Source organism: Streptomyces kryoterrae (genome assembly GCF_054072135.1).
Map to the genome: position 1 here is coordinate 5,161,535 of NZ_CM133358.1, position 24,687 is coordinate 5,186,221.

The 24,687-nt window shown below is 68.7% G+C and carries 23 protein-coding genes, 2 tRNA genes and 1 pseudogene; 14 read left to right on the forward strand and 12 right to left on the reverse strand.

The window, feature by feature from the left end; translation table 11 throughout:
* Positions 1-111 precede the first annotated feature (111 nt).
* Positions 112-660, reverse strand: coding sequence for a helix-turn-helix domain-containing protein (locus tag ACW4TU_RS22500; protein WP_164315866.1), 549 nt, complete (start codon positions 658-660; stop codon positions 112-114).
* A 182-nt stretch (positions 661-842) separates the two neighbouring features.
* Between ACW4TU_RS22500 and ACW4TU_RS22505 the strand changes: the two genes are divergently transcribed.
* A tRNA-Ala gene (locus ACW4TU_RS22505) sits at positions 843-915 on the forward strand.
* A gap of 217 nt (positions 916-1,132) precedes the next feature.
* On the opposite strand, the pseudogene ACW4TU_RS22510 reads toward ACW4TU_RS22505, so the two are convergent.
* A pseudogene (locus tag ACW4TU_RS22510) lies at positions 1,133-1,548 on the reverse strand (tellurite resistance TerB family protein).
* Positions 1,549-1,845: 297 nt separating this feature from the next.
* On the opposite strand from ACW4TU_RS22510, the gene ACW4TU_RS22515 reads away from it, so the two are divergent.
* Positions 1,846-2,367, forward strand: a complete 522-nt coding sequence (locus ACW4TU_RS22515; RefSeq protein WP_457430238.1) for a GtrA family protein — start codon at positions 1,846-1,848, stop codon at positions 2,365-2,367.
* A gap of 149 nt (positions 2,368-2,516) precedes the next feature.
* Here ACW4TU_RS22515 and ACW4TU_RS22520 read toward each other — a convergent pair whose 3' ends face one another.
* Positions 2,517-3,221 (reverse strand): DUF5324 family protein, encoded by a 705-nt coding sequence (locus ACW4TU_RS22520; protein WP_457416217.1) that lies wholly within the window; start codon positions 3,219-3,221, stop codon positions 2,517-2,519.
* A 389-nt stretch (positions 3,222-3,610) separates the two neighbouring features.
* Between ACW4TU_RS22520 and ACW4TU_RS22525 the strand changes: the two genes are divergently transcribed.
* Positions 3,611-4,144, forward strand: a complete 534-nt coding sequence (locus tag ACW4TU_RS22525) for a peptidylprolyl isomerase (RefSeq protein ID WP_457416220.1) — start codon at positions 3,611-3,613, stop codon at positions 4,142-4,144.
* A 158-nt stretch (positions 4,145-4,302) separates the two neighbouring features.
* A complete protein-coding gene (locus tag ACW4TU_RS22530; protein ID WP_457416223.1) occupies positions 4,303-5,205 on the forward strand; it encodes a rhomboid family intramembrane serine protease in 903 nt (300 codons plus the stop codon).
* A 287-nt stretch (positions 5,206-5,492) separates the two neighbouring features.
* On the opposite strand, the gene crgA is transcribed toward ACW4TU_RS22530, so the two are convergent.
* On the reverse strand, positions 5,493-5,747 hold the full coding sequence (crgA, locus tag ACW4TU_RS22535) for a cell division protein CrgA (RefSeq protein ID WP_164315848.1): 255 nt from the start codon (positions 5,745-5,747) through the stop codon (positions 5,493-5,495).
* A 142-nt stretch (positions 5,748-5,889) separates the two neighbouring features.
* Between crgA and ACW4TU_RS22540 the strand changes: the two genes are divergently transcribed.
* From ACW4TU_RS22540 to ACW4TU_RS22565, 6 genes are read left to right on the forward strand one after another with little or no spacing between them, the layout of a single operon-like run.
* Entirely contained in the window at positions 5,890-6,669 is a 780-nt protein-coding gene (locus ACW4TU_RS22540; RefSeq protein WP_457416226.1) for a DUF881 domain-containing protein, read from the forward strand.
* A 46-nt stretch (positions 6,670-6,715) separates the two neighbouring features.
* Positions 6,716-7,435, forward strand: coding sequence for a class E sortase (locus ACW4TU_RS22545; protein ID WP_457416229.1), 720 nt, complete (start codon positions 6,716-6,718; stop codon positions 7,433-7,435).
* 44 nt (positions 7,436-7,479) lie between these two features.
* Positions 7,480-7,662, forward strand: coding sequence for a hypothetical protein (locus tag ACW4TU_RS22550; RefSeq protein WP_164315836.1), 183 nt, complete (start codon positions 7,480-7,482; stop codon positions 7,660-7,662).
* Positions 7,659-8,297: an aminodeoxychorismate/anthranilate synthase component II gene (locus ACW4TU_RS22555; RefSeq protein WP_457416232.1), complete on the forward strand. Its 639-nt coding sequence runs from the start codon at positions 7,659-7,661 to the stop codon at positions 8,295-8,297. Before ACW4TU_RS22550 ends, ACW4TU_RS22555 begins: the two co-directional genes overlap by 4 nt.
* Positions 8,294-9,712, forward strand: a complete 1,419-nt coding sequence (locus ACW4TU_RS22560) for a class E sortase (protein WP_457416234.1) — start codon at positions 8,294-8,296, stop codon at positions 9,710-9,712. The genes ACW4TU_RS22555 and ACW4TU_RS22560 overlap by 4 nt, the downstream gene beginning before the upstream one ends.
* A 59-nt stretch (positions 9,713-9,771) precedes the next feature.
* The gene (locus tag ACW4TU_RS22565; RefSeq protein ID WP_457416237.1) at positions 9,772-10,521 is read left to right on the forward strand and encodes a class E sortase; all 750 of its coding nucleotides are present in this window, start codon (positions 9,772-9,774) and stop codon (positions 10,519-10,521) included.
* Between the two features lie 103 nt (positions 10,522-10,624).
* On the opposite strand, the gene ACW4TU_RS22570 is transcribed toward ACW4TU_RS22565, so the two are convergent.
* The 7 genes from ACW4TU_RS22570 to ACW4TU_RS22600 form a co-directional block, all read right to left on the reverse strand.
* Positions 10,625-11,674: a restriction endonuclease gene (locus ACW4TU_RS22570; RefSeq protein ID WP_457416240.1), complete on the reverse strand. Its 1,050-nt coding sequence runs from the start codon at positions 11,672-11,674 to the stop codon at positions 10,625-10,627.
* 146 nt (positions 11,675-11,820) lie between these two features.
* Positions 11,821-13,812: a Stk1 family PASTA domain-containing Ser/Thr kinase gene (pknB, locus tag ACW4TU_RS22575; RefSeq protein ID WP_457416243.1), complete on the reverse strand. Its 1,992-nt coding sequence runs from the start codon at positions 13,810-13,812 to the stop codon at positions 11,821-11,823.
* A gap of 169 nt (positions 13,813-13,981) precedes the next feature.
* Complete coding sequence (locus ACW4TU_RS22580) at positions 13,982-15,454, reverse strand: peptidoglycan D,D-transpeptidase FtsI family protein (protein ID WP_457416246.1); 1,473 nt, start codon at positions 15,452-15,454, stop codon at positions 13,982-13,984.
* Entirely contained in the window at positions 15,451-16,890 is a 1,440-nt protein-coding gene (locus ACW4TU_RS22585) for an FtsW/RodA/SpoVE family cell cycle protein (protein ID WP_457416249.1), read from the reverse strand. Before ACW4TU_RS22585 ends, ACW4TU_RS22580 begins: the two co-directional genes overlap by 4 nt.
* A 27-nt stretch (positions 16,891-16,917) precedes the next feature.
* Complete coding sequence (locus ACW4TU_RS22590; protein ID WP_457430239.1) at positions 16,918-18,483, reverse strand: Stp1/IreP family PP2C-type Ser/Thr phosphatase; 1,566 nt, start codon at positions 18,481-18,483, stop codon at positions 16,918-16,920.
* A gap of 98 nt (positions 18,484-18,581) precedes the next feature.
* Positions 18,582-19,103: an FHA domain-containing protein FhaB/FipA gene (locus ACW4TU_RS22595; protein ID WP_457416251.1), complete on the reverse strand. Its 522-nt coding sequence runs from the start codon at positions 19,101-19,103 to the stop codon at positions 18,582-18,584.
* A 10-nt stretch (positions 19,104-19,113) separates the two neighbouring features.
* A complete protein-coding gene (locus ACW4TU_RS22600) occupies positions 19,114-19,974 on the reverse strand; it encodes an FhaA domain-containing protein (protein ID WP_457416254.1) in 861 nt (286 codons plus the stop codon).
* A gap of 479 nt (positions 19,975-20,453) precedes the next feature.
* On the opposite strand from ACW4TU_RS22600, the gene ACW4TU_RS22605 reads away from it, so the two are divergent.
* The 4 genes from ACW4TU_RS22605 to ACW4TU_RS22620 all read left to right on the forward strand — a co-directional run bounded on the left by ACW4TU_RS22605 (position 20,454) and on the right by ACW4TU_RS22620 (position 23,498).
* Positions 20,454-20,536, forward strand: a tRNA-Leu gene (locus ACW4TU_RS22605).
* A gap of 221 nt (positions 20,537-20,757) precedes the next feature.
* Positions 20,758-22,209 carry a DUF2252 domain-containing protein gene (locus tag ACW4TU_RS22610; RefSeq protein WP_457430241.1) on the forward strand — a complete coding sequence of 484 codons (1,452 nt, stop codon included), beginning with the start codon at positions 20,758-20,760 and terminating at the stop codon, positions 22,207-22,209.
* 74 nt (positions 22,210-22,283) lie between these two features.
* Positions 22,284-23,132, forward strand: a complete 849-nt coding sequence (locus ACW4TU_RS22615; protein ID WP_457416257.1) for a J domain-containing protein — start codon at positions 22,284-22,286, stop codon at positions 23,130-23,132.
* Positions 23,133-23,168: 36 nt separating this feature from the next.
* Positions 23,169-23,498 (forward strand): rhodanese-like domain-containing protein, encoded by a 330-nt coding sequence (locus ACW4TU_RS22620; RefSeq protein WP_457430243.1) that lies wholly within the window; start codon positions 23,169-23,171, stop codon positions 23,496-23,498.
* A gap of 30 nt (positions 23,499-23,528) precedes the next feature.
* On the opposite strand, the gene ACW4TU_RS22625 is transcribed toward ACW4TU_RS22620, so the two are convergent.
* Positions 23,529-24,677: an acyl-CoA dehydrogenase family protein gene (locus tag ACW4TU_RS22625; RefSeq protein ID WP_457416260.1), complete on the reverse strand. Its 1,149-nt coding sequence runs from the start codon at positions 24,675-24,677 to the stop codon at positions 23,529-23,531.
* Positions 24,678-24,687 lie beyond the last annotated feature (10 nt).

The following is a 24,687-nucleotide window of genomic DNA, read 5'->3' on the forward strand; positions in this document are numbered from 1 at the left end:
CGTGGCCCGCCTTCTTCGCCCGTCCAGGCCTGATCTCGTGCGCCTGCCCCGGTTGTGCCCCTGAACCGTGGCCCGGCCGCCGAACCCCCGGTCGGCGGCCGGGCCGGCGGCTCAGCTCTGGTGGGACTGGTAGTGCGTCACGGCGTCGGAGGTGCGGCCCGCGCCGTACACCCGGAGGAACTCTGCCAGTTCCGGGTGGGTCGGGGCGAGGGTGTCCGCCGCGTCGATGATGTCCCCGGCGGCGGACACCGAGCGCAGCAGCGACTGGATCTCGCGGACCACCCGCTTGACCGTGGGCGCCCCCGAACTCGTCGTCGACTGCGTGGTGTTGCTGAGCACGGATCCCCCCTGCGACTTCTTGATCTCGTCCATCCGCTCGGTCGCCTCGGCCGCGCTGACGCTGCCGTCCGCGACCTGACCGGCCAGATCCTGCAGCAACTGCACGCGCTGCACCACTGCCGGATTGCCGATCTTGGCCCGCTGGCCGCTCATGAGCTGTGACAGCATCGGCGCGGACAGCCCCAGTACCCCCGCGAGACGAGCCTGGTTGAGTCCAAGATCGTCGATGAGCTTACGGAAGAGCGCCCCCAGCGGCTCCCCGTACCAGTTCCGCTGAAGCTCCCGCGCTCTTGCGGTGGCTTCCTGCTGTGCGGCATCCATTGCGTCTCCCCATCGCTTCCCCAAATACCGCGGTTCGCTGTAGCGAACCACGTCGAGCATCTTACGGAGAGTGGTCGTCCACGGGGACCCCCAATCCTTTTGCGAGATACGGGGGATGACCCGGTACTCTGGTCGTCGGCGCCCACCAGTACCTGGTTGTTCTGGGCGGACGCCTTCCGTTCGGGGCCTTAGCTCAGTTGGTAGAGCGCTGTCTTTGCATGGCAGATGTCAGGGGTTCGACTCCCCTAGGCTCCACCCCCGAAATGCCCTCTGAACTGCGGAAACGCGGTCCGGAGGGCATTTTTTCGTAAGGCTCTGTCTCCTGGAGGCCGGTGCTTACCGCGCGTGGTGCCTGCTGCGCGAGGCCGTGACCCGGCCGGAACGCGCGCGGCCACGCTCCTCCGGGACGCGGAGGAGCGTGGCCGGGACGGATGCCTCCGCCGGACTCGGGGCAGAGTCACTCAGCGGGTGCTCACAGGTCGAACTCGTGCGGCGGCAGGTCGAGGGCGAAACAGGCCTCCCGTACGACCGCCTGCTCGGTCTTGTCGAAGTCGCCGTCCGCGCCACCGATGACCATGCCGATCGGCACGACAGCACGGGCCTCGGCGGGCTTCTTCCTGGCCTTGGCGACCTCCTGAGCACGGTCCCCTTGCCGAAGGCGAAGTCGGCCGTCAGCTCGCCGATGTTGTCGTCGAACCGGCGGCGCAGATCGTCGGCGGGGAAGTTCCGCCGGACCTCGTTCGTGGCGATGAGCTGGGCCACGCGCTGCCGTTCCGCCAGGTCGATCGTGCCGTCGGCCGCGGCCACCAGCGCGCACATCGCGCTGCTGGCGTCCCGGAACGCGCCGCTCTTCAAGTCGCTCTTCTTCGCCTCCAGTTGGGTCTGCATCGTCGATGCGGACTCCTGCCGGCTCCCTTCCCACGCGGAGCCAGGGGCGTTGGGGCCGCCGGTACGGACGGCTGCGGCCCCGCCTGGTAGTGCCTGCCGGGTCCCGGAGGTGGGGCTAGCCACACCCCCGGTTGGGGAGCACACGTCATCGTTTCCATGAGCTCGCGACGGCATCGTTGAACCCGGTTGATCCCCGTGATCCACAGAGGTTCACAGCCCACCGCCCGTAAGGAAACCGCCGTGAAGTCGCTGCTCCCGTCGAAGCCCAGGACGACCGGCGCCGAAGTGTGCACAGAGGTGTCCGGAACGGCGGGGGCAACCGCCGCCGCTCCCGGGCCGCTTGCCTCCTTCGCGCGGTTCGGCCTGTGCGGCGGTGGCGTCGGACTGCTCTCCAGCGGCGCCGTGGCGCTGCTCGCCGCGACGATGCCCTGGGCGCTGGCGAACGCGCTGATCGCGGTTGCCTCGACCATCCTGTGCACCGAACTCCACGCCCGCTTCACCTTCGGGGCCGGCCGGCGTGCCGGATGGCGCCAGCACTGGCAGTCGGCGGGCTCGGCCACGGCCGCCTACGTCATCACCTGCGTCGCGATGCTCGCCCTGCATCTGCTCCAGTCCTCGCCGGGCATGCTGACCGAGCAGATCGTCTACCTCAGCGCCTCCGGCCTCGCCGGCATCGGCCGCTTCCTGGTCCTGCGCCTGTTCGTCTTCGCCGTCGGCCGGAACAAGCCGGTTGGCCGCGACATCCGCCGGGCACCGGCCGTGCAGGGCATCGGCGGCCTGAGGACGAGCACGCGACTGGCCGTCTCGGCCGCCGCCTGACGAGGGGACCTCGCCGGGAGAGCGCCAGCGACGGTGTTTCACGTGAAACACCGTCCCGTCACGTTTCACGTGAAACATCGCTGCGGGGTGGGGAGCCTTCAGGCTCCCCACCCCGCAGCGATCTCATGGACGGCACCCCACAGGCACCGTCAGCGGTGGTTCTCTTCGTCCTCCGCAGCCTCCGACTCGGCCTCCTTCACCTGGACCTCGGGATCCAGGACCGACTGACCAGTGCCGTCCACGGACGTCAGACGGCCTGTCTCCGGAACCTCGGTCGCGGCGGGCGGCTCGACCAGCCAGTCGGGGTTGGCCTGCTTGTCCCACCACTTCCACGCGGCATAGGCGCCGCCGGCCAGAATGCCCGCCACGACCAGCCCCTTGCCGAGCCGGGCGGCCCGGGCCCGCCGATGGTGCTTGCGGGCCAGCTTCCTGATCTCCTGCGGTGTGACCTGACCGCGCAGCGCGGCCAGTGCCGCAGCACCACGCGCGGCGGCTTCCTCTCGTACGGGTCCGGCCGCCGCGACCGCGCGCTCCACACGCGGCCCGGTGTAGTCGGCGGCCTGGCGGGCGGCCCTGGCGGTACGGACGGCGGCTTCATGGGCGGCATGGTCGACCTTCGGCGGCACATGGGCACGGGCCTGCTCCAGCCGCGGCGCGAGATGCGCGCCGTACTGGACACGGGCCTGTTCCGCAGCCTGGGACACCTTGGGCGCAAGCCGTACGCGTGCCTCGTGTGCGTACTGAGTGGCCCTGTCCTTGGCTGTGTCGGCGTAGGGCGCCACCACGTCCGCGGCGTGCAGGACGCTGTCCTTGGCCGAGCCGGTAGCGGCGCGCACGCTGTCAATGCGGGTCACGGGATCCTCCTCGTCGGTGGCGTACGGTTATCGACTCTCCACCCTTTTACGGATCATGCCCGGCAATACACCGTGAGGCATGTGAGGGCGGGCATCCGGGTCAGGGACGGCCGATCGCACGGGACTGCCGGCACCGAACCGATCGCATGTGACAGCGGATGACGATCACATGCAATAGCGATGAATACAGGGCATCGGGAGCTTGTCGTCGACAATGCCACGGATCGCGGCGCCATGCCCCCGTCCCGTGCCTACTCGGCCGGTTTTCTCCGGAGCGGCGGAGCACAAGCGAAAGCGCCGGATTTCCGCTCGGAGGAGGACGCCGGACGACGCGCGGCGTGGACCGTGCGAGGATCTGGGAGTCACAAGAGGACAACGGAAGGCAGATCGTGGCTGAGCAGCTTTACGCCACCCTGAAGACCAATCACGGCGACATCGAAGTCCGGCTCCTGCCGAACCACGCGCCCAAGACGGTCCGGAACTTCGTCGAGCTCGCCACCGGTGAGCGTGAGTGGACGAACCCGAGCACGGGGACGAAGTCCAAGGACAAGCTCTACGACGGCACGGTCTTCCACCGGGTGATCAGCGGCTTCATGATTCAGGGCGGTGACCCGCTCGGCAACGGCACCGGTGGCCCCGGCTACCAGTTCGAGGACGAGTTCCACCCGGACCTCCGCTTCGACAAGCCGTACCTGCTGGCCATGGCCAACGCCGGCCCGGGTACCAACGGGTCGCAGTTCTTCATCACCGTCTCCCCGACGGACTGGCTGACCCGCAAGCACAGCATCTTCGGTGAGGTCACCGACGCGGCCAGCCAGAAGATCGTGGACGCCATCGCGACCGCGGCGACCAACCCGCGCACCGATCGCCCGGTCAACGACGTCGTCATCGAGTCGGTCGTCGTCGAGACGCGCCAGGGCTGAGACCGCAGAGCCCCTCCCACCGGCTCTTTCCCCGGGGACCCAAGCGATCCCCACGGGAAACACGCAGGGAACCAAACGCCCCGCCCATCCGTAAGGATGAGCGGGGCGGTGCATTGCACGGACGACGCACCGATGGAACGACGGATTTGGGGGACCCCATGGATCAGGCGCCAGGCAGCCCGCCGGGACCGCAGGACGCCCAGAGCCTGCCCACCTGCTACCGCCACCCGGACCGCGACACAGGCATCCGCTGCACCCGCTGCGAACGCCCGATCTGCCCCGAGTGCATGGTCAGCGCCTCCGTCGGCTTCCAGTGCCCGGAATGCGTGCGCAACGGCTCCGGCACGGGACACGCCCCGAGCGCCTCCACCCCCCGTACCCTCGCTGGCGGCACCGTCACGGCCGACCCCAGGCTCGTCACCAAGATCCTCATCGGCCTCAACGTCGCCGTCTTCCTGCTCCAGTTGTCGATCGGCGACGACTTCACGCAACGCTTCGAGCTCGTCGGTAGCGCCTATTACCAGAGCTTCGGCTCGCTGGAGGGCGTCGCGGAGGGACAGTGGTACCGGCTGCTGACGTCGATGTTCCTGCACTCCGACGCCAATCCCATGCACATCGTCTTCAACATGCTCAACCTGTGGATGATCGGCCGCCCTCTGGAAGCCGCCCTCGGCCGCGCCCGCTACCTGGCGCTGTACCTGGTCTCCGGCCTCGCGGGCAGTGCGCTGACGTATTTGATCGCCGCCCAGAACCAGCCGTCGCTCGGTGCCTCCGGTGCCATCTTCGGCCTCTTCGGCGCGACCGTAGTCCTGGTGCGCCGCCTCCAGTACGACATGCGGCCGATCCTCGCGCTGCTGGTGATCAGCCTGATCTTCACCTTCGGGGCGAGCAACATCGCCTGGCAGGCCCACATCGGCGGTCTGGTCGGCGGTGTCGTCATCGGCTACGCCATGGTCCACGCCCCGCGCGAGCGCCGGTCACTGGTCCAGTACGGCGTCTGCGCGGTGGTCCTGGTCGCGGTGGTCGCCATGACCCTGATCCGCACGGGCCAGCTCGTCTAGCAGCCCGTCCCGCCCGTCCAGCCCATCCCACCTGTCACTGAGTGCCTGTTTTCCACAGTCCGTGGCGCTACCTGTGCACAGTGTGCGGGAACAGCTGTGCCCCCTGTCACCGACCGGAGTTTTCCCAGGTCAGGCAGGGGGCGAACAAGCTTGCGATTACCGGTGTGGCAGTCGTACCGGCGTCAACGCTCGATGAGTTATCCACAGATCGTCGTCTTTTCCCCAGGCGGGGTGTGGAAAATGCAGCCTGTCTGTGGATAACTCAGCGAAAGGCCCTGGGCAGAGCCCTACTTCCACTGCGTGGAGACACCGAATCCGGCGGCGATGAAGCCGAAGCCCACCACGATGTTCCAGTTGTCCAGTGAGTCGATCGGCAGCTTGCCGTCGGTCACATAGAACAGAACGATCCAGGCCAGGCCGATGAGGAACATGGCCAGCATGACCGGTGCGACCCAGCCGCGGGTGTTCAGTTTGATGGCCGTCGCCTGCTTGGCGGGCGGCGGCGTGTAGTCGGCCTTCTTGCGGATACGTGACTTCGGCACGAGGGTCTCTCCTGTCGATGCGCTGCGTGGCCGCGCAGGGAACTGGGTCGGGCTCCGGAGCAGCGTACAAGGGGACACTTAGTGCTCCCCCGGGCGTCCGTTAGCGTAGTGCTTCCGCGGCGCCGAAGGAGATAAGGGTACGTTGAGCAATTCTGCCGACTCTCCCGGGACGGATCCCAGTCCCACCCGTAACCGCCGATTCCGCCCGGTGCGGGTGCTCACTGTGGGGGTCTTCGCCCTCGCGGGGCTGATTTTCTTCACGAGCTTCGACACCGCCAAGGGCACGAACATCCGCACGGACGCCTCGCTGCTGAAGCTTTCGGACCTCATCCAGGACCGCAGCCACAAGAACGGCCGGCTCGACGAGTCCCTCGCGGCCCTGCGTGACGACGTCGAGGCGCTCGCCGAGCGGGACGACGGCAGCACCGAGGCCGAGGACGCCAAGCTGGCGGCGCTGGAGAAGGCCGCGGGCACCCAGAAGCTCAAGGGCGAGGCGCTCACGGTCACCCTCAACGACGCTCCGCCGAACGCCACCGCGAAGCTCCCGGGCTATCCTGAGCCGCAGCCCGACTATCTGGTCATCCACCAGCAGGACCTGCAGGCCGTGGTGAACGCCCTGTGGCAGGGCGGGGCGAAGGGCATCAAGGTCATGGACCAGCGACTGATCTCCACCAGCGCGGTCCGCTGCGTGGGCAACACCCTGATCCTCCAGGGCCGCGTCTACTCACCCCCGTACAAGATCACGGCGATCGGCGACCCGGAGAAGCTGAGGAGCGCGCTCACGGCGTCCAAGGCGATCCAGAACTACATGGTGTACGTCAACGTCTACGGGCTCGGCTGGCAGGTCGACGAGGACGGGACGGTGACTCTGCCCGGCTACTCGGGCACAGTGGACCTGCACTACGCGAAGCCTGTGGAGTAGCTGGAACAGCAGCTGAAGCAGCCGGTAGCTCACCGCTGGGGGGCCTGTGTCGGGGCGCGTGATCATCAGGACGGTCAGCGAACTGTGCGTCACGGTGGGCACGGTGATCGTGCTCTTCGTCGTGTACGCGCTGTTCTGGACGGGCGTGAAGGCCGACGACGTCATGGACGACCAGATCCACCAGTTGCAGGAACAGTGGTCGAGGGGCACGGTGACGCGGGCGCCAACGGCGACGCCGGCCAACCCCGCGAGCACCACGAGTCCGACGACCGGCCCGAAGTCCCCCGGGCCCTACACCTCGGCCAGGCCCTTCGCGATCATGTACATCCCGCGACTTGGTTTCACGTGGAACAAGCCCGTGCTCGAAGGCACGAGGACGAACACCCTGAAGAAGGGTCTCGGCCACTACGCCACCACCGCGCGGCTCGGCCAGGAGGGCAACTTCTCGGTCGCCGGCCACCGGCGTACCTACGGCGATCCGTTCAAGGACTTCCCGAGGCTGCGCCGTGGGGACGCGGTGGTGCTGACGGACGGGACGACGTGGTTCACGTATCGGATCGACAAAGGCCCCTACAAAACCGTGCCCACGGACATTGAGGTGATCGACCCTGTGCCACGTAAGAGCGGGTACACGCATCCGGGTCGTTATCTCACGCTGACCACGTGCGATCCGGAGTGGGGACACAGTCATCGGCTGATCGTCTGGGCACACCTGGATTCCACACAGCCTGTGGAGGCCGGGAAACCCGCGGCGCTGCGCCGTTAATCTGGTGGGGTACGGCGTGAGTCCGGTGCCGCGAGTCGGGTGCCGTGGGCGACGGAAGGGACGGCATGTACGGCTGGATCTGGCGGCATCTGCCAGGGAACGCGTGGGTGAGGGCGCTGCTCTCCCTCGTACTGGCGCTGGCGGTTGTCTACGTGCTCTTCCAGTACGTCTTCCCGTGGGCCGAACCGCTCCTCCCCTTCAACGATGTGACGGTGAACGACCAGTGAGCGCCCGGATTCTCGTCGTCGACAACTACGACAGCTTCGTCTTCAACCTGGTCCAGTACCTGTACCAGCTGGGCGCCGAGTGCGAGGTGCTGCGCAACGACGAGGTGTCGACGGCGCACGCGCAGGACGGCTTCGACGGTGTGCTGCTGTCGCCGGGCCCGGGTACGCCCGAGGAGGCCGGCGTCTGCATCGAGATGGTCCGCCACTGCGCGGTCACCGGGGTGCCGGTGTTCGGTGTCTGCCTGGGCATGCAGTCGATGCAGGTGGCGTACGGCGGTGTGGTGGACCGTGCCCCCGAGTTGCTGCACGGCAAGACGTCCCTCGTGGAACACGGGGGACGGGGTGTCTTCGCGGGCCTGCCGAGCCCTTTCACGGCGACCCGCTACCACTCCCTGGCTGCGGAGCCGGACACGGTCCCGGCCGAGCTCGAAGTGACCGCCCGTACGCACGACGGCATCATCATGGGCCTCAGGCACCGGGAGCTTCCCGTCGAGGGGGTGCAGTTCCACCCCGAGTCGGTGCTGACGGAGCACGGCCACCTGATGCTGGCCAACTGGTTGGTGGAGTGCGGTGACCGGGACGCTGTGGCGAGGTCTGCGGGGCTCGCCCCAGTGGTGGGCAGGGCCTCGGCGTGACCGCCGTGCGCCCCGAGCGCGAGTCCGGTTCCGCCTACGGCGGAGACACCGGCGACCAGGGAACCTCGTACGGGCAGCAGCAGCCGTACGAGGCACCGGGCGCGTTCGAGGCGGCGGTGGACGGCCTGGCGGATCCGCTGAGCGACCCGTTGCCGGGGCAGCGGAACGATCCGCCTCCGTCCACACCTGTGCCTCCGTCGGCTGCCCGCGCGCGGGGCCGGCGGCGGAAGAGCAGTCATGCGCGGCCCTACGACGCCTCGGCCGAGCGTGGGGCGGCGGAGCACCGGGACCCCGGACCGGAGTCGGGCTACGAGGCGCGGGGGTACGCGCAGGACTGGCAGGTGGGGGTGTACGAGGAGCAGGTGCCGTACGCGCCTCCCGCGCCCCCTGCCGCGGTCCCTCCGGTGACGCCTCCCGCGCCGCCGACCGTCGTCCTCCCGCCCACAGACGAGGAGACGATGGCGCTGCGGCTGGCGGACCTGCCCGCCGAGCTGCGTGCCGAGGCGCCGCGAATAGGTGACGAGAACCCGAAGTCCGCGGCCCCGGCCGTCGCAGAGGCCACAGGCGCCTCTGAGGGCCCTTCTGTGGCTGGTGGGCGCGCGGCGCGCCGGAAGGCCGCCAGGGCCCGCCACGGGCGCCCTGGGGGCCTGCAGGAGGCATCGGAGGGCTTGCCCGCCGAGACGGCGGCGGAAGGAGCGCCCCTCTCGCGGGTAGCGGCGCGGCAGGCGGCGCGGGCGCAGAAGCCGGGCATGGCGGTGATGGCGAGCCGGGCGATCGGTGAGGTATTCATCACCACCGGCGTACTGATGCTGCTGTTCGTGACCTACCAGCTGTGGTGGACGAACGTACGGGCGCACGCGCAGGCCGGGAACGAGACGCACAGCCTCCAGGACGACTGGGCGAGCGGGAAGCGGGCTCCGGGAGTGTTCGAGCCCGGGCAGGGCTTCGCCATCCTGGACATCCCCGAGCTGGACGTGGTGGTGCCGATCGCGGAGGGCACCAGCAAGAAGAAGGTGCTGGACCGGGGCATGGTCGGGCACTACGCGGAGGGCGGCCTCAACACGGCGATGCCGTCCGCGGCGACCGGCAACTTCGGGCTCGCGGGCCACCGCAACACGCACGGTGAGCCGTTCCGGTACATCAACCGGCTGAAGAAGGGCGACGCGATCGTCGTGGAGACGCAGGACAAGTACTACGTCTACAAGATGGAAGCGATCCTGCCGGTCACGTCGCCGAGCAACACGAGCGTGCTGAACCCGATTCCGACCGGCTCGGGTTTCACCAAGCCCGGCCGCTACATCACCCTCACGACATGCACGCCGGAGTTCACGAGCAAGTACCGGATGATCGTGTGGGGCAAGATGGTCGAGGAACGGCCGCGCAGCAAGGGCAAGCCGGATGCGTTGCTGCAGTAGTTGTTGCAGTGGTGGTGACGGCGGCGGGCCCGTGCAGTAGCAGTGAGGGCAGATGAAGAGTGGCAGCGACGACGGACCACGACGAGCAGACCGCCGACGCCCCGGTTTCCCCGTCGCAGGCCCGCGCGCGGAGGCCGGTCGGCAAACTGGCCACCGCGGTGAGCCTTTTCGGTGAACTCCTCATCACGGCGGGCCTGGTGCTCGGCCTGTTCGTCGCGTACTCGCTCTGGTGGACGAACGTCGTCGCGGACCGCGAGGCGGACAAACAGGGTGACGAGGTACGCGATCACTGGGCCGACGCGAACTCGGGCCCCGGCGCCCTGGACACCAAGGACGGCATCGGCTTCCTGCACGTCCCGGCCATGAGGAACGGCGAGGTCCTGGTCAAGAAGGGCACGTCGTCGAAGGTCCTGAACGACGGCGTGGCCGGCTACTACGTGGACCCGATCAAGTCGGCGCTCCCGCAGTCGAAGCAGGGCAACTTCACGCTGGCGGCCCACCGGGACGGCCACGGAGCCAAGTTCCACAACATCGACAAGCTGAGGAAGGGCGACCCGATCGTCTTCGAGACGAAGAACGACTGGTACGTCTACAAGGTCTACGACACTCTCCCGGAGACGTCGAAGTACAACGTCCAGGTCCTGTCGGCGATCCCGAAGGAATCGGGAAAGCGGAAACCCGGCCGCTACATCACCCTGACGACCTGCACGCCGGTGTTCACGTCGGAGTACCGGTACATCGTGTGGGGGGAGCTGGTGCGGGTGGAGAAGGTGGACTCGAAGCGGACGGTTCCTGCGGAGTTGCGGTGAGGTGACTGCCCTCCTTGAAAGGAGGGCAGTCGTTTAGCATGGCGGAGGCCCGAAGCCGCAACTTTCTCTTGCGGCTTCGGGCCTTTTCCAAGCTACGACGTGGTTACTCCAGGATCTCCAGCGGCGCTCCGGCGCTCCACTCCTCCAGCAGCCCACGGTGTACGGCGGTGATGCCGCCGTCTGCGGCGATGCTCAGGGCCTCAGGCGTGAAGGGGCAGGTCGCCACGTAGAGCGCCACTTCCGCGGCGTACAGCACCTTGGCCGCCCCGACGAACTTCTGGAGCTCGGGGCTGGTGATGGACAGGTACGGCGCGAACCTCTTGCACTGGACGACGAGGCGTCGTCCGTCGGCTGTGAGCGCGATGATGTCGACGCCCCGGTCTCCGTGACCGCCTTGGACGACGACGTTCGTACAGCCGTCGCGGCGCAGCAGCTTGGCGATGTGGCGCTCGAACGTGCGGCCGTTCATGGCGTCCATGGAGGCCATGACTCCGGGGAGGGGACGGCCTTCGAGCGGGCTTTCGAGCCTCTGTAGCCGTGCGTGGTGCTGCCGGAGCCGCTGCTCGACTCGCTGGACTCCAGTCCGCAGGGCGATCAGCTCCTTGCGGTGCTCGCCCGAGGTTTCGATCAGGGCGTTGAACATCGGGACGACGGTCTTGCCGAGGATGTGGGTGATGCGTTGGTCGATGTGGTCGTCGAGGGAGAGAGCGTCTTTGCGGGCAGGGGTCTCCACAAGCTGCGTACGTGCCAGGTACTCCATGTCGAGGAGGTACGTGCGGACTTGGCGGGCCACAGCACTGTCGCGGAGGAGCATGGCGACGTTGAGGACTGCGCGGCGGGACCAGAGGGCCAGGCTCGAGCGTCGCTGTGGATAACTGCCGGAAGAGGAACTCACGTTGAGTTCCTGATATTTCCGCAGGTCAGCACCCCTGAGAACGTGCAGCCCGTTGGACTGGAGTTCTTGCCGGTGACGATTCAGTAGGTTGTTGACGACCGTCTCGGCGACCTCGAAGTAGGTCGCCACCATCGCCGTCGTCACATGCAACCCGTCCGGCAGCAGCGACAGTGCCTTCACCCTGTCGAGTACGTCTGTGCGTTCCATCGCACTGTCGCGAAGTGCCTTCGACTCCAGCAGGGCCGTTTCGTTGATCACGTTCCGTTTCTCCTCAACTCGTCGGGTTTTCCTCACCCGCCCAACGAGTTCAGGCATACGAAGTTCTGGTCGGATTTCGCACATGGATATGAATGAGCCCCGGCGCCTTTCGCGGGTGCCGGGGCTCATTCAGGTGACAGGCGGGGTCAGCCGCCGTTGCCACCGTTGTTGCCGTTGCCGCCATTGTTGCCGTTTCCGAAGCCGAAGCTCTGGAGCGTGATCTGGGTGCTGCCCGGGTCTTCGACCTCGGTGTCCCGCTGCGGGTCCTGGCCGGTGACGAGAGCGTTGTCGCTCTGGTCGCTGCCCTGGGTGAACTGGATCTGGGTGAAGCCGGCCGCCTGGAGGGTCTGCTTGGCCTGTCCCACGGTCTGTCCGACGACGTTCGGGACCTTGGTCTTCTGCTCCTCGGCCTTCTTGCCGATCTGGATGGTCACCTTGGAGCCCGGGTCGGCCTGCGTGTTGGCCGACGGTGAGGTCGCGATGACCTTGCCGTCCTGGTTGTCGTCCTCGGTCGCGATCTCCGTGCACTCGCCGACGAGGTCGTTGTCCTGCATCTGCTGCTTGGCGGTGTCACAGTCCTGGCCGGTGACGTCCGGGACCGTCGACTTCTTTTCCTCCTTGGCGACGGTGAGGGTGATCGTCGTGCCCTTCTCCACCTCGTCGCCGACGTCCAGAGACTGTTCCAGGACCTTCCCCGGGTCCTCGGGGGACTCCTTGGTCACCGTCTTGACGTTGAGTTGGTACTTGTCGCCCTCGAGTTCCTTTGTGGCGTCGTCGACATCGTCCCCGAGCACGCTCGGTACGACCACCTTCGGCGCCCCGGTGGACACCACCAGCGCGATCGTGTCGCCCTTCTTGACGTCGACCCCGGCCTTCGGGTCCTGTTCGCAGATATTGCCCTTGGGCTCGTTCTCGCAGGGCTTCTCGGTGAACGTCAGTGTCAGCTCGACGTTCACGGCTGCCTGCTGCGCATCCTTCTTGGACTGGCTGACGAAGTTGGGGTTCTTGAAGGCGCTGTCGTTCACAGCCTGCCCGTCGAACACCCACTTGCCGATCAGGATCGCGCCCACCAGCACCAGGACGCCCGCCACAGCCAGCAGGATCGTCGAGGTGTTCGACTTCTTCGGCTGGCGGCGTCGGGAGCGGTCGTCGTAGCCGAAGCCGCCGTCGTCCGGGCTCATCGGGGGGAGCATGGTGGTCGCGCCGGCGTCGGAGCGCAGGGCGGTGGTGGCCTGGTCGTCGGGGTAGCCGTAGCCGCCGTAGCCGGCCGAGCTCATGGCGTGCGCGGCGGCGACGGGCTGGCCGTCGAGGCAGGCCTCGATGTCGATGCGCATCTCGTCGGCGGACTGGTAGCGGTAGTCCGGGTCCTTGACCAGGGCCTTGAGGACGATGGCGTCCATCTCGGGCGTGATCTCGGGGTCGAACACCGACGGGGGCTGCGGTTCCTCCCGTACGTGCTGGTACGCGACCGCGACCGGGGAGTCCCCGATGAACGGCGGGCGGACCGTCAGGAGTTCGTAGAGCAGGCAGCCGGACGAGTACAGGTCGGACCTCGCGTCCACCTGTTCGCCCTTCGCCTGTTCCGGCGACAGGTACTGGGCTGTTCCTATGACCGCTGACGTCTGCGTCATCGTCATGCCGGAGTCGCCCATCGCACGGGCGATGCCGAAGTCCATGACCTTGACCTGGCCGTTGCGCGTGAGCATCACGTTGGCCGGCTTGATGTCGCGGTGGACGATGCCGCTTCTGTGGGAGTACTCCAACGCCTGGAGGATCCCGATGGTCATCTCCAGCGTCCGCTCGGGCAGCAGCTTGCGGCCCGAGTGGAGGAGCTCGCGGAGGGTGGAGCCGTCCACGTACTCCATGACGATGTACGGGATGGACGTCCCGTCGATGTAGTCCTCGCCGGTGTCGTACACGGCGACGATCGCGGGATGGTTGAGCGAGGCGGCCGACTGGGCCTCCCGGCGGAACCGGGCCTGGAAGGAAGGGTCGCGCGCGAGGTCGGCGCGCAAGGTCTTCACTGCCACGGTGCGGCCCAGGCGGGTGTCATGTGCGAGGTATACCTCTGCCATGCCACCACGGCCGAGCACGTGACCCAGCTCGTACCGGCCGCCGAGGCGACGCGGCTCTTCCATGCTTCCTACCAGCCCTCTCCGTCGGTCCCGACCGCACCTGTGTGTGGTCCGGCGGTGTGCCGTCCGGGCCTACGGTACCCGGGTTCATTTGTGTGACCTGGCCAAGCCCGTCAGCCGATACCGGACCGGTATCGCAACGTGCACCGATGTGAAGGGGACGTGACGGGGGTCACTGCTTGCTGTTGATGACCGCCTCCATCACGCTCTTGGCGATGGGCGCGGCCAGACCGCCGCCCGAGATGTTGTCGCGGATGGCGCCCTCGTCCTGGACGACGACGGCCACGGCGACCGGTGAGGTGCCGTCGGCGAGCTTGGCGTAGGAGATGAACCAGGCGTACGGCTTCTCGCTGTTGTCGACGCCGTGCTGGGCGGTACCGGTCTTGCCGCCGACGGTCACGCCGCTGATCTGGGCGTTCTTGCCGGTGCCGTCCTTGACGACCGTCTCCATCATCGACTGGAGGGTCTGGGCGTTCTTGGAGGTCAGCGGCTGGCTCATCTCCTCGGGCTCGGTCTGCTGGAGCACGTCGAGGTTGGGGGCCTGGAGCTTGTCGACCATGTACGGCTTCATCAGCTTGCCGTCGTTGGCGACCGCGGAGGCGACCATGGCCATCTGCAGCGGGGTTGTCGCCGTCTCGAACTGGCCGATCGAGCTGAGCGCGGTCTGCGGCCTGTCCATCTTCTCGGGGAAGTTGGAGGCGGCGGAGCGGACCGGGACGAACTGCTCGGAGTTGAAGCCGAACTTCTTGGCCTCCTCCAGCATCTTGTCCTTGCCGACGTCGACGCCGATCTTGCCGAAGACGGTGTTGCAGGAGAACTGGAGGGCGACGCGCATGGTCGCGTTCTTGCAGGGGATGGTCCCCTCGTTCTTCAGCTCGGTCGTGGTGTCCGGCAGCGTGTAGGGGAGCGGCGAGTCGGTCTTTTCGTCGGCGTCCGTGTAGAGGCCGTTCTCGAGAGCCGCCGCCGCCGTCACGACCTTGAAGGTGGAGCCGGGCGGGTAGATGTCGCGCAGGGCCCGGTTGAGCATGGGCTCGTTGGGGTCGGCCTTCTTCTGAAGCTTTGTCCAGGCCTCCGAGTCCTTGTTCGAGTTCCCGGCGAAGACCGAGGGGTCGTACGAGGGGAAGGAGGCCAGGGCCAGGATCGCGCCGGTGGACGGGTCGATCGCGGCCACCGCGCCCTTGCCGCGGCCCTTGAGGCCGTCGTACGCGGCCTTCTGGGCGGCGGCGTTGAGGGTGGTGATGACGTTGCCGCCCTGCTTCTTCTTGCCCGTGATCATGTCGAGGGTGTTGCGGAAGAAGAGCCGGTCGTCGTTGCCGGTGAGGATGCCGTCGTCGATGGACTCCAGCTGCGTCGCGCCGAACGCCTGCGAGGCGTAGCCCGTGACGGGGGCCCACATGGGCCCGTCCTTGTAGCTGCGTTTGTACTCGTAGTCGCTGCTGTCGGACGTGGTGGAACCGGTGATCGACTTGCCGTCGACGATGATGTTGCCGCGTGGCGTGGCGTAGCGCTCGATGGCGACGCGGCGGTTGAGGGTGTCGTTCTTGAGGTCGTCCGCCCGGACGTACTGGATCCAGTTGTCGCGGAGGAGCAGGGCGAGCACGAGGAGCCCGCAGAAGAGCGCGATCCGGCGCAGGGGCTTGTTCACGGTCGGACCACCTGGGTCATCTCGGCGTCGGGGTTCGGGGCCGGGGCGGGCGCCGGACGGCGTGCGGTGTCGCTGATTCGGAGCAGGATGCCGATGAGGGCCCAGTTGGCGATGACGGAGGAACCGCCGTACGCCAGGAAGGGCATCGTCATACCGGTGAGCGGGATCAGGCCCATGACGCCGCCGGCGACGACGAAGACCTGGAGGGCGAAGGCGCCGGAGAGGCCGATGGCGAGGAGCTTGCCGAAGGGGTCGCGGGCGGCGAGGGCGGTGCGGACGCCGCGTTCCACGATCAGGCCGTAGATGATCAGGATCGCCATGACGCCGGCCAGGCCGAGTTCCTCGCCGAAGGTGGCGAGGATGAAGTCGGAGTTGGCGGCGAAGCCGATGAGGTCGGAGTTGCCCTGGCCGAGGCCGGTGCCGAGGGTGCCGCCGGAGCCGAAGGCCCACAGGGCCTGCATGGACTGCTCGGTGTGGCCCCCGATGCCCTTCTGGCTGAGGAGGTACTCGTTCATCGGGTCGAGCCAGGCCTGGACGCGCTGCTGGACGTGCGACTCGAAGCCGGCGACGCCGACCGCGCCGGCCGCCGACATCAGCAGACCGAAGACGATCCAGCTGGTCCGCTCGGTGGCGACGTACAGCATGATGATGAACATTCCGAAGAACAGCAGCGACGTACCGAGGTCGGTCTCGAAGACCAGGATCAGGATCGAGATGATCCAGACGACGATGATCGGTCCGAGGTCGCGGCCGCGGGGCAGGTACAGGCCCAGGAAGCGGCGGCTGGCGAGGGCGAGCGCGTCGCGCTTCACCATCAGGTAGCCGGCGAAGAAGATCGCGAGGGCGATCTTCGCGAACTCGCCGGGCTGGACGGTGCCCAGGCCGGGGATCTTGATCCAGATCTTGGCGCCGAAGATGTTGACGCCGAGGCCCGGGACGAGCGGCAGGACCAGCAGGACGAGCGCGCCGGCCATGGAGATGTAGGTGTAGCGCTGCAGGATGCGGTGGTCCTTGAGGAAGACCAGCACGGCGACGAACAGGGCCACGCCCAGTGCGGAGTACAGGAGTTGGCGCGGTGCAGCCTCGACGTAGATGTTGAGCCGCTGGAGCCGCTTCGACTGGTCGAGCCGCCAGATGACGACCAGGCCGATGCCGTTGAGCAGCGTGGCCAGGGGCAGCAGCAGTGGGTCGGCGTACGGGGCGAACTTGCGTACGGCGAGGTGGCCGACGCCGGCGATCAGGCCGAGGCCGAGGCCGTAGCTGAGCAGGCCGGCGGGGATCTTGTCGTTGATGGCCAGGCCCACGTTGACGTAGGCGAAGACCGGGATGACGACGGCGAACACCAGGAGTGCCAGTTCGGTGTTGCGCCGGCTCGGGGTGCCGATCGCGCCGATCGTGGACGTGTGGTGCTGCGAGGTGTTGGTTGTACTGCTCATCGTATGAAGTGGCCCCTCACGGCTTGCCTACTGCTTACCGCACAGCGAGACCAGCTTCTGCTCATCCTCGGAGAGGCTGGGGCCGGGTGTGGGAGTGGGTGCGGTTGTGGACGGGGACGCCGTTGTGGACGGCGTCGGGCTCGGCGATGCCTTGGACGCGGCGGCGGTGTGGGTGGTTCCCGTGGTGCCGCCGGCCTCGCCCTCGCCGGTCTTGGCGTTGTTCGCGTTGTCGGCCGCGCGCCGTGCTTCCTGCTTCTTGCACGCGGAGGCCTGGGTGGCCAGTTCGGAGATCTTCGACTGGGCGTCCTTGAGGCCGCCCTCCGCGATGGTGGCCTCGACCTGCTTCTGCTGGTACGAGGGCAGGTACTTGAGTTCGATCTCGGGGTGGTCCTTCTCGACCTTCGAGAGCGACACCCAGGCGAGGTCCTGGCTGATCCCCCGGTACAGCGCGACGTGCTCGTCGCTGGCGCCGACGTAGTACTGGGTCTGTGTCCAGCGGTAGCCGCCGTACAGGCCTCCGCCGATGACGGCGAGGGCGAGCGTGATGTAGAAGGTTCTCTTGAACCACTTGCGGCCGGCGCTGGGTTTGACGAAGTCCTCGTCGGTGTAGCCGCCGAAGCCGCCGGTCTGGATGTAGCCGGTGGTGTCGCCGGATCCGGGCGGGCCGAACTCGCCGCCCCCGCCGTGCGTGGGCCGCTGCCGGCCGAGCCCGGAGGCGCGTCCGGCGGGTGTCTGCATGGCGCCGCCGTCGTGCGGGTTGTGCTGGTTGTGCTGGTTCTCGGCGACCGCGCCGACCACGACGGGTACGTCGGACAGCTGGCCGGCGAGGGTGTCCCCGGTGTCGAGGTCGAGGACGTCGGCGACGATCACGGTGATGTTGTCGGGGCCGCCGCCGCGCAGCGCGAGCTCGATGAGCTGCTGCACGGTCTCCTGGGGGCCCTGGTAGCTGGCGAGGGTGTCCTCCATGGTCTGGTGGGACACGACGCCGCTCAGCCCGTCGGAGCAGATCAGGTACCGGTCGCCGGCCCGGACCTCACGGATGGAGAGGTCGGGCTCGACGTGGTCGCCGCTGCCCAGCGCGCGCATGAGGAGCGAGCGCTGCGGGTGGGTGGTGGCCTCCTCCTCGGTGATGCGTCCCTCGTCGACGAGGCGCTGCACCCAGGTGTGGTCCTGGGTGATCTGGGTGAGGACGCCGTCCCGGAGGAGGTACGCACGCGAGTCGCCCACGTGTACGAGGCCGAGGCGCTGGCCCGTCCACAGGAGGGCGGTGAGCGTGGTGCCCATGCCCTCCAGCTGGGGGTCCTCCTCGACCATCATCCGGAGCTGGTCGTTGGCACGCTGTACGGCGGTGCCGAGCGAGGTGAGGATGTCGGAGCCGGGGACGTCGTCGTCGAGGGCGACGATGGTGGAGATCACCTCGGAGGAGGCGACCTCGCCGGCGGCCTGGCCGCCCATGCCGTCGGCGATCGCGAGGAGGCGGGGACCGGCGTAGCCGGAGTCCTCGTTGCCCTCGCGGATCATGCCTTTGTGCGATCCGGCGGCGAAGCGCAGCGACAGACTCATGCGCACCTCACCCGTCGGCTCCGGGTACATCCGCACGGTGCCCACCCTCCGGTCGTGAGCGCGCCGGTGGCCTTCACATGGACCGCCGCTGCGTGCTCGCTCCGCTCGCGCCTATTCATGATGCAGCACTACTTCCGCAGCTCGATGACGGTCTTGCCGATGCGGATCGGCGCGCCCAGCGGAATCGGTGTGGGAGTCGTCAGCCGGGTCCGGTCGAGATAGGTGCCGTTGGTGGACCCGAGGTCCTCGACGATCCACTGGCCGTCGCGGTCCGGGTAGATCCTGGCATGCCTGCTGGAGGCGTAGTCGTCGTCCAGCACGATGGTCGAGTCGTGCGCCCGGCCGAGCGTGACCGTCTGCCCCTGGAGGGCGACGGTGGTGCCCGTCAGGGTGCCCTCGGAGACGACGAGTTTGCTGGGTGCGCCCCGGCGCTGCCTGCCGCCGGACGGCTGCTGCTGGCGTTGCGGCGGTGGCGCGGCGGCCTGTCGGGCGGCCGCCTGCTGCTGGCGGCCGCTGTCACGCCTCGACCCCCGCTGGGTGACACGCGTACCGAAGAGGTCGCTGCGGATGACCTGCACGGCCACGATCACGAACAGCCACAGTACGGCCAGGAAACCCAGCCGCATGACCGTGAGGGTCAGCTCTGACATTGCCCCCGCTTCACCCTTCGGCTTGCCGGTAAATGATGGTGGTGCTGCCCACGACGATTCGAGAGCCGTCGCGGAGCGTAGCGCGGGTGGTGTGCGTCCCGTCCACCACGATGCCGTTGGTGGACCCGAGATCCTGGATCGTCGGGGGTGTTCCGGGCCGGATCTCACAGTGCCGGCGCGAGACGCCGGGGTCGTCGATCCGCACGTCGGCCTCGGTGCTGCGGCCCAGAACGAGCGTCGGGCCGGTGATCTGGTGGCGGGCGCCGTTGATCTCGACCCAGCACCGCATCCGGCCGGCGCCCGCGATGGGGCGCTGCCCCATGGGTGGGCCTGCCGGGGCGGCGCCGGGGCGTCCGCCGGGCGGCGGTGCGGGTGGCATGGGGGGCGCTCCGGCGGCGGGCGGATAGCCGTAACCGCCCGCGCCGGGCCGGCCTCTCGGCGCAGCCGCGGGCGCGGCTGCGCCAGGACCGGGACCGCCGGGGGCCTGCTGGTCGGTGGAGGAGGCGAGCGTACGGCTGCGCACGCGGTACAGACCGGTGTCCAGGTCGTCGGCCTTCTCCAGGTGCACCTTGACGTTGCCCATGAAGGTGTACCGCTGCTGCTTGGCGTAGTCCCGCACCATCCCGGCGAGCTCGTCGCCGAGCTGTCCGGAGTAGGGGCTGAGGCGGTCGAAGTCCGGTGTGCTCAGCTCGACGATGAAGTCGTTGGGTACGACGGTCCGGTCGCGGTTCCAGATGGTCGCGTTGTTGTCGCACTCGCGCTGCAGCGCTCCCGCGATCTCCACGGGCTGGACCTCGGACTTGAACACTTTGGCGAAGGTGCCGTTGACCAGACCTTCGAGACGCTGCTCGAACTTCTTCAGGACTCCCATGGGGCACCTCCTCCTTGTTGCTGCTCTGTCCAAAGCCTTGCGTGCCATGCGTGTGACGCGTGCCGTGCCTGGTACTGCTTACTGATCGTATCCACGCGCCGGGAAATCGGCTGGTTCCCCCTGTCGGGCCGGTCGACGGGTGTCGACGCCTGACGGAGTTCCCTGTGGAGCTCCTCTTCGAACTCCCCGAGCCGTACCCAGATCGTAGAGGCGGCGCCGAACCAGTGTCCCGCACCTGACTGTGCACCTTGCCCGCCTCCTTGGGAGATGGGCTGGACCGGTACGAGGTTGATACGTGAACCGGCTCGTGTTGATACGAAGTCGTAGCCGGTGCGGCTCGGTCGGGGCCGGTCGGGGCCGGTCGGGCGGGCCGGGGGCGGAGGGAAAGGGATGTGAACCCACCACCTCCAGCGTGCTAATCTTCTCGATGTCGGAAGGCCCCAGCCCCGCAGGGAGCAGGGCCCAAGGACACAGCGAATGCGCGAGTGGCGGAATGGCAGACGCGCTGGATTCAGGTTCCAGTGCCCGCAAGGGCGTGGGGGTTCAACTCCCCCCTCGCGCACAGGTGAACGGCCCTCATCGGGATCACGATGAGGGCCGTTTCGCGTTGTCCTCCTGCGTCGGGTCTCCTGTGTCGTGCAGATGTGAGGTCTCTCTCACTGTGGAGTATGTCCCGCTGGTTGCCCGACTTGTCCACAGGGTCTGACCTGATGCGGTGTGTGGCTGTACGGTCTTCGCCAGTTGATGTTGGCGGCGGTGAGTGGAGCGGGGGAGGCGGTCGCGATGACCGAGGTCGGTACGGGGTCGGCGGGGGCCACGGTGGCGCGGAGTTTGGCGCGCAAGCTTCCCCAGGTGCGCGGGTTCGCCCAGTGGCCGGCGGAGGGTTCGCCCAAGGAGGAGGGGAAGGCGCTGCGGCGGCAGGTTCCGCGCAGCGCGCATGCCTCCCTGGACACCGGCACGGACTGCTCCCGTCCGGACGCGGAGACGGCGGTCAGGGAGTCCAACAGTGGTCGTATCCCCGAGCTGACCCCGATAAGGGTGGGCAGGATGGCGGCCACCCCGTTCGCCTTCCTGCGCGGTTCGGCGGGCCTGATGGCGTACGACCTGGCGCGTACCCCGATGACCAGGATCGGCGCCCAGATCTGCGGCGACGCCCACGCGGGCAACTTCGGGCTGTACGGGGACGCGCGCGGCGGCCTGGTCATGGATCTGAACGACTTCGACGAGACGGTCCAGGGTCCCTGGGAGTGGGACCTCAAGCGGCTCGCGGCCTCGCTGGTGCTCGCGGGCCGGGAGGTGGGCGGGGACGAGGACGTCTGCCGCAAGGCGGCGCACGGCGCGGTCGGCGCGTACCGCCGTACGATGCGGCTGCTCGCGAAGCTGTCGGTGCTGGACGCGTGGAACGCCATCGCGGACGAGGAGCTCGTCTCCCACGCGGACGCACAGGACCTGGCCGGCACGCTGCAGCGGGTCTCCGAGAAGGCGCGGGGCAACACCAGCGGGCGCTTCGCGGCCAGGTCGACCGAGGTCACCGAGGATGGCGGGCGGCGTTTCGTGGACGCGCCGCCGGTGCTGCGGGGGGTGCCGGACGAGGAGGCCGCGGTGGTGGCGGCGTCCCTGGACGAGTACGTGGGCACGCTCTCGGAGGACCGCCTTCCGCTGCTGGCCCGCCACTCGGTGCACGACGTGGCGTTCCGCATCGTCGGCACGGGGAGTGTGGGCACGCGGTCGTACGTCGTGCTGCTCCTCGACCACAAGGGGGAGTCCCTCGTCCTCCAGGTGAAGGAGGCCCGTCCCTCGGCGCTGGTCCCGCATCTGGCCACCGCCGGTTTCGATCCGGTGGAGGCGGCGGGCTCGGTGCACGAGGGGCGCCGGGTGGTGCTCGGGCAGAAGCGCATGCAGGTCGTCAGCGACAGCCTCCTCGGCTGGACCACGGTCGACGGACTGCCGTTCCAGGTACGGCAGTTCCGCAACCGCAAGGGCAGCGTCGACCCGGCCGCCCTGTCCGCCGACCAGATCGACGACTACGGCCGGATGACGGGCGCCCTCCTGGCCCGCGCCCACGCCCACAGTGCCGACCCCCGGCTGATCGCCGCCTACTGCGGGAAGAGCGACGAGCTGGACGAGGCGGTGGCGGCGTTCGCCACGGCCTACGCCGACCGCACGGAGTCGGACCACGCGGATCTGGTGGCGGCGGTGCGGGCGGGGCGGATCGCCGCGGAGATGGGCGTGTGACGGCTCCGGGGTCACTTCGGGGGTCTGTCCGGTGACCCTCGGTGGGCGCGTGAGCCGTGGCCTAGGCTGGGCGGGTGACGACCCCGGAAGCTGAGCAGTCCTCGTCCGTGCCCGAAGCCGAAGGGCCGCGGGAGCCTCTTGACGCGCCTCGGCCCGAGGAGCGGCTGGAGCGGGCCGTGCGGGTCGCCGAGCAGGCGCTCATCGAGTACGAGATCGCGGTCGAGACCTTCCGTATCGAGGTCGAGAACTTCTCCCGGCTGCACCACCAGAAACTCGGCCCGATGTACGCCCGCCTCGACGAACTGGACGCCGAGATCGCCGAGGCGAAGGCCGCGCGCTCCGGCGACCCCGAAGACGTACGCGCGGCGCGGGAGGCTCGGGCGCAGGTCATGCCGATGCCCGGTGTCGAGGAGCTGTTCCACGGCTGGATGGACTCGGAGGGGCTGTTCCCGGAGGCGGCGGCGATGCTCACCGAGCAGCCGGTACGGCCTCCGCAGCGGGTCCGTCCGAGCGACGAGGCCCGCAAGCTCTACCGCGAACTGGTCCGCAAGGCCCACCCGGACCTGGCGCAGGACGAGGAGGAGCGGGCGCGGCGCGACGAGTTCATCTCGCGGGTCAACAGTGCCTACGGGCGGGGCGACGAGCCGCTGCTGCGGGAGCTGGCCGAGGAGTGGGCGGCCGGTCCGGTGCCCGCCGAGTGGAAGCCGAGCCACAGCGAGGAGCTCTACGCCCGGCTCGAATGGCTGTCCCAGCGCAAGGAGCTGCTCACGCTGGTCGCCAGTGAGTTGGAGGAGGGTGCGATCGGGGCGATGCTGAAGCTCGCTCCGGACGACCCGGACCGTCTCCTGGAGGAGATCGCCGAGCAGCTCCTGGCCCAGGTCGCGCAGCGTGAGGCGGAACTCGCGGCGTTGCTCGGGGGGTGACCTGGGTATCGTCGGGGCATGAGTTTCGGATCTGGTGTGCCCACGGTCGAGGTCGCGGACCTCAAGGACGGCGACTTCCTGCTGGACGTCCGTGAGGACGAGGAGTGGCAGGCGGGTCACGCCGCGGGAGCGTCGCACATACCCATGAGCGAATTCGTCGCCCGCTACGGCGAGTTGACCGAGGCGGCACCGCAGGACGGCCGGGTCAACGTGATCTGCCGCTCGGGCGCCCGCTCGGCCCAGGTGACGAACTACCTGGTCCAGCAGGGCATCGACGCGGTGAACGTCGCCGGCGGCATGCAGGGGTGGGAGGCGGCGGGCCGCCCGGTCGTCACCGACGAGGGTGCGCCGGGCTTCGTCGCCTGACACCGGGTACCTGAGGGCCCACGGCCGGCTTCAGCCCAGCTGGTGTGCCGCGAGCAGGTCGCCCAGCGCCTCCTCGTGGGCCGCCGCCGGGCCGAGGGACAGCTCCAGGTACTTGGCCCAGGCGTGGTACCGGTGCAGCGGGTAGTCGGTGTCGGCGCCGAAACCGCCGTGCAGGTGCTGCGCGGTCTGCACGACCCTTCGTACCCCCTCCGAGGCCCAGATCTTGGCGACGGCGACATCCCCGGAGGCGGGCAGTGCCCCTCCTGCCCCCGTGCTGATCCGCCATGCCGCCTGCCACAGCGTGACCTCCATCGCGCGCAGGTCGATGTACCGGTCGGCGGCCTGCACGGCGACGGCCTGGAAGGTGGCCAGCGGATACCCGAACTGCTCCCGCTTGCCGGTGTAGTCGCTGGTCATGCCCAGCACCGCCGTGCCCAGTCCGAGGGCCAGCGCGCAGGTCCCGACGGTCAGCAGATCGCGCAGCCACGGCCAGGCGCCATCGGCGTCGAGGACATACCGGTCCGGCAACCGCACGGATTCCAGGCGCAGTTCGCCGAGCCGCTCACCGGCGGTGGATATCTGCTCGGCGAGTGCGACGCCGTCGAGCGGGGCGCCTTCGCCGGCGAGGGGGACAAGGGCGAGGACGGTCCGGTCGGCGCTCGTGCGCGCGGGTACGAGGACGAAGTCGGCGTTGTGCGCCCAGGGGATCGCGGTCTGGACTCCGTCGAGGACCCAGCCGTCGCCGTCCCGGCTCGCGCTCACGGCGAGTTCGGCGGGGTCGTGGCCGGTGCGGCCGTGCGCGGCGACGGTGAGCACGGGTTCGCCGGTCCCGGCCCGGCGCAGGACCTCGCCCCGCAGCTCCCCGCCCCCGTACGCCTGTACGGCCGCCGCTGCCGCGCAGCTCTCCAGCAGGGGCACCCTGGCCAGTACCTTCGCGGACTCGCGCAGTACGAGGCAGAGGGCGATGGCGTCGAGGCCGGCCCCGCCGAACTCCTCGTCGAGCAGCAGGCTCAGCAGATCGGCGCCGGCGAGCCTCTCCCACAGGGCCTGGTCGAAGTCGTCCGCGACGGCACCCGGGACGAGCGACGGACTGGGCACTCCGTCCGGCGCGACCCCGCCGAACACCGCCCGGGCCGCCTCGACCGCCGCCTGCTGCTCCTCACTGAACCTGAAGTCCATGGTGCTGTCC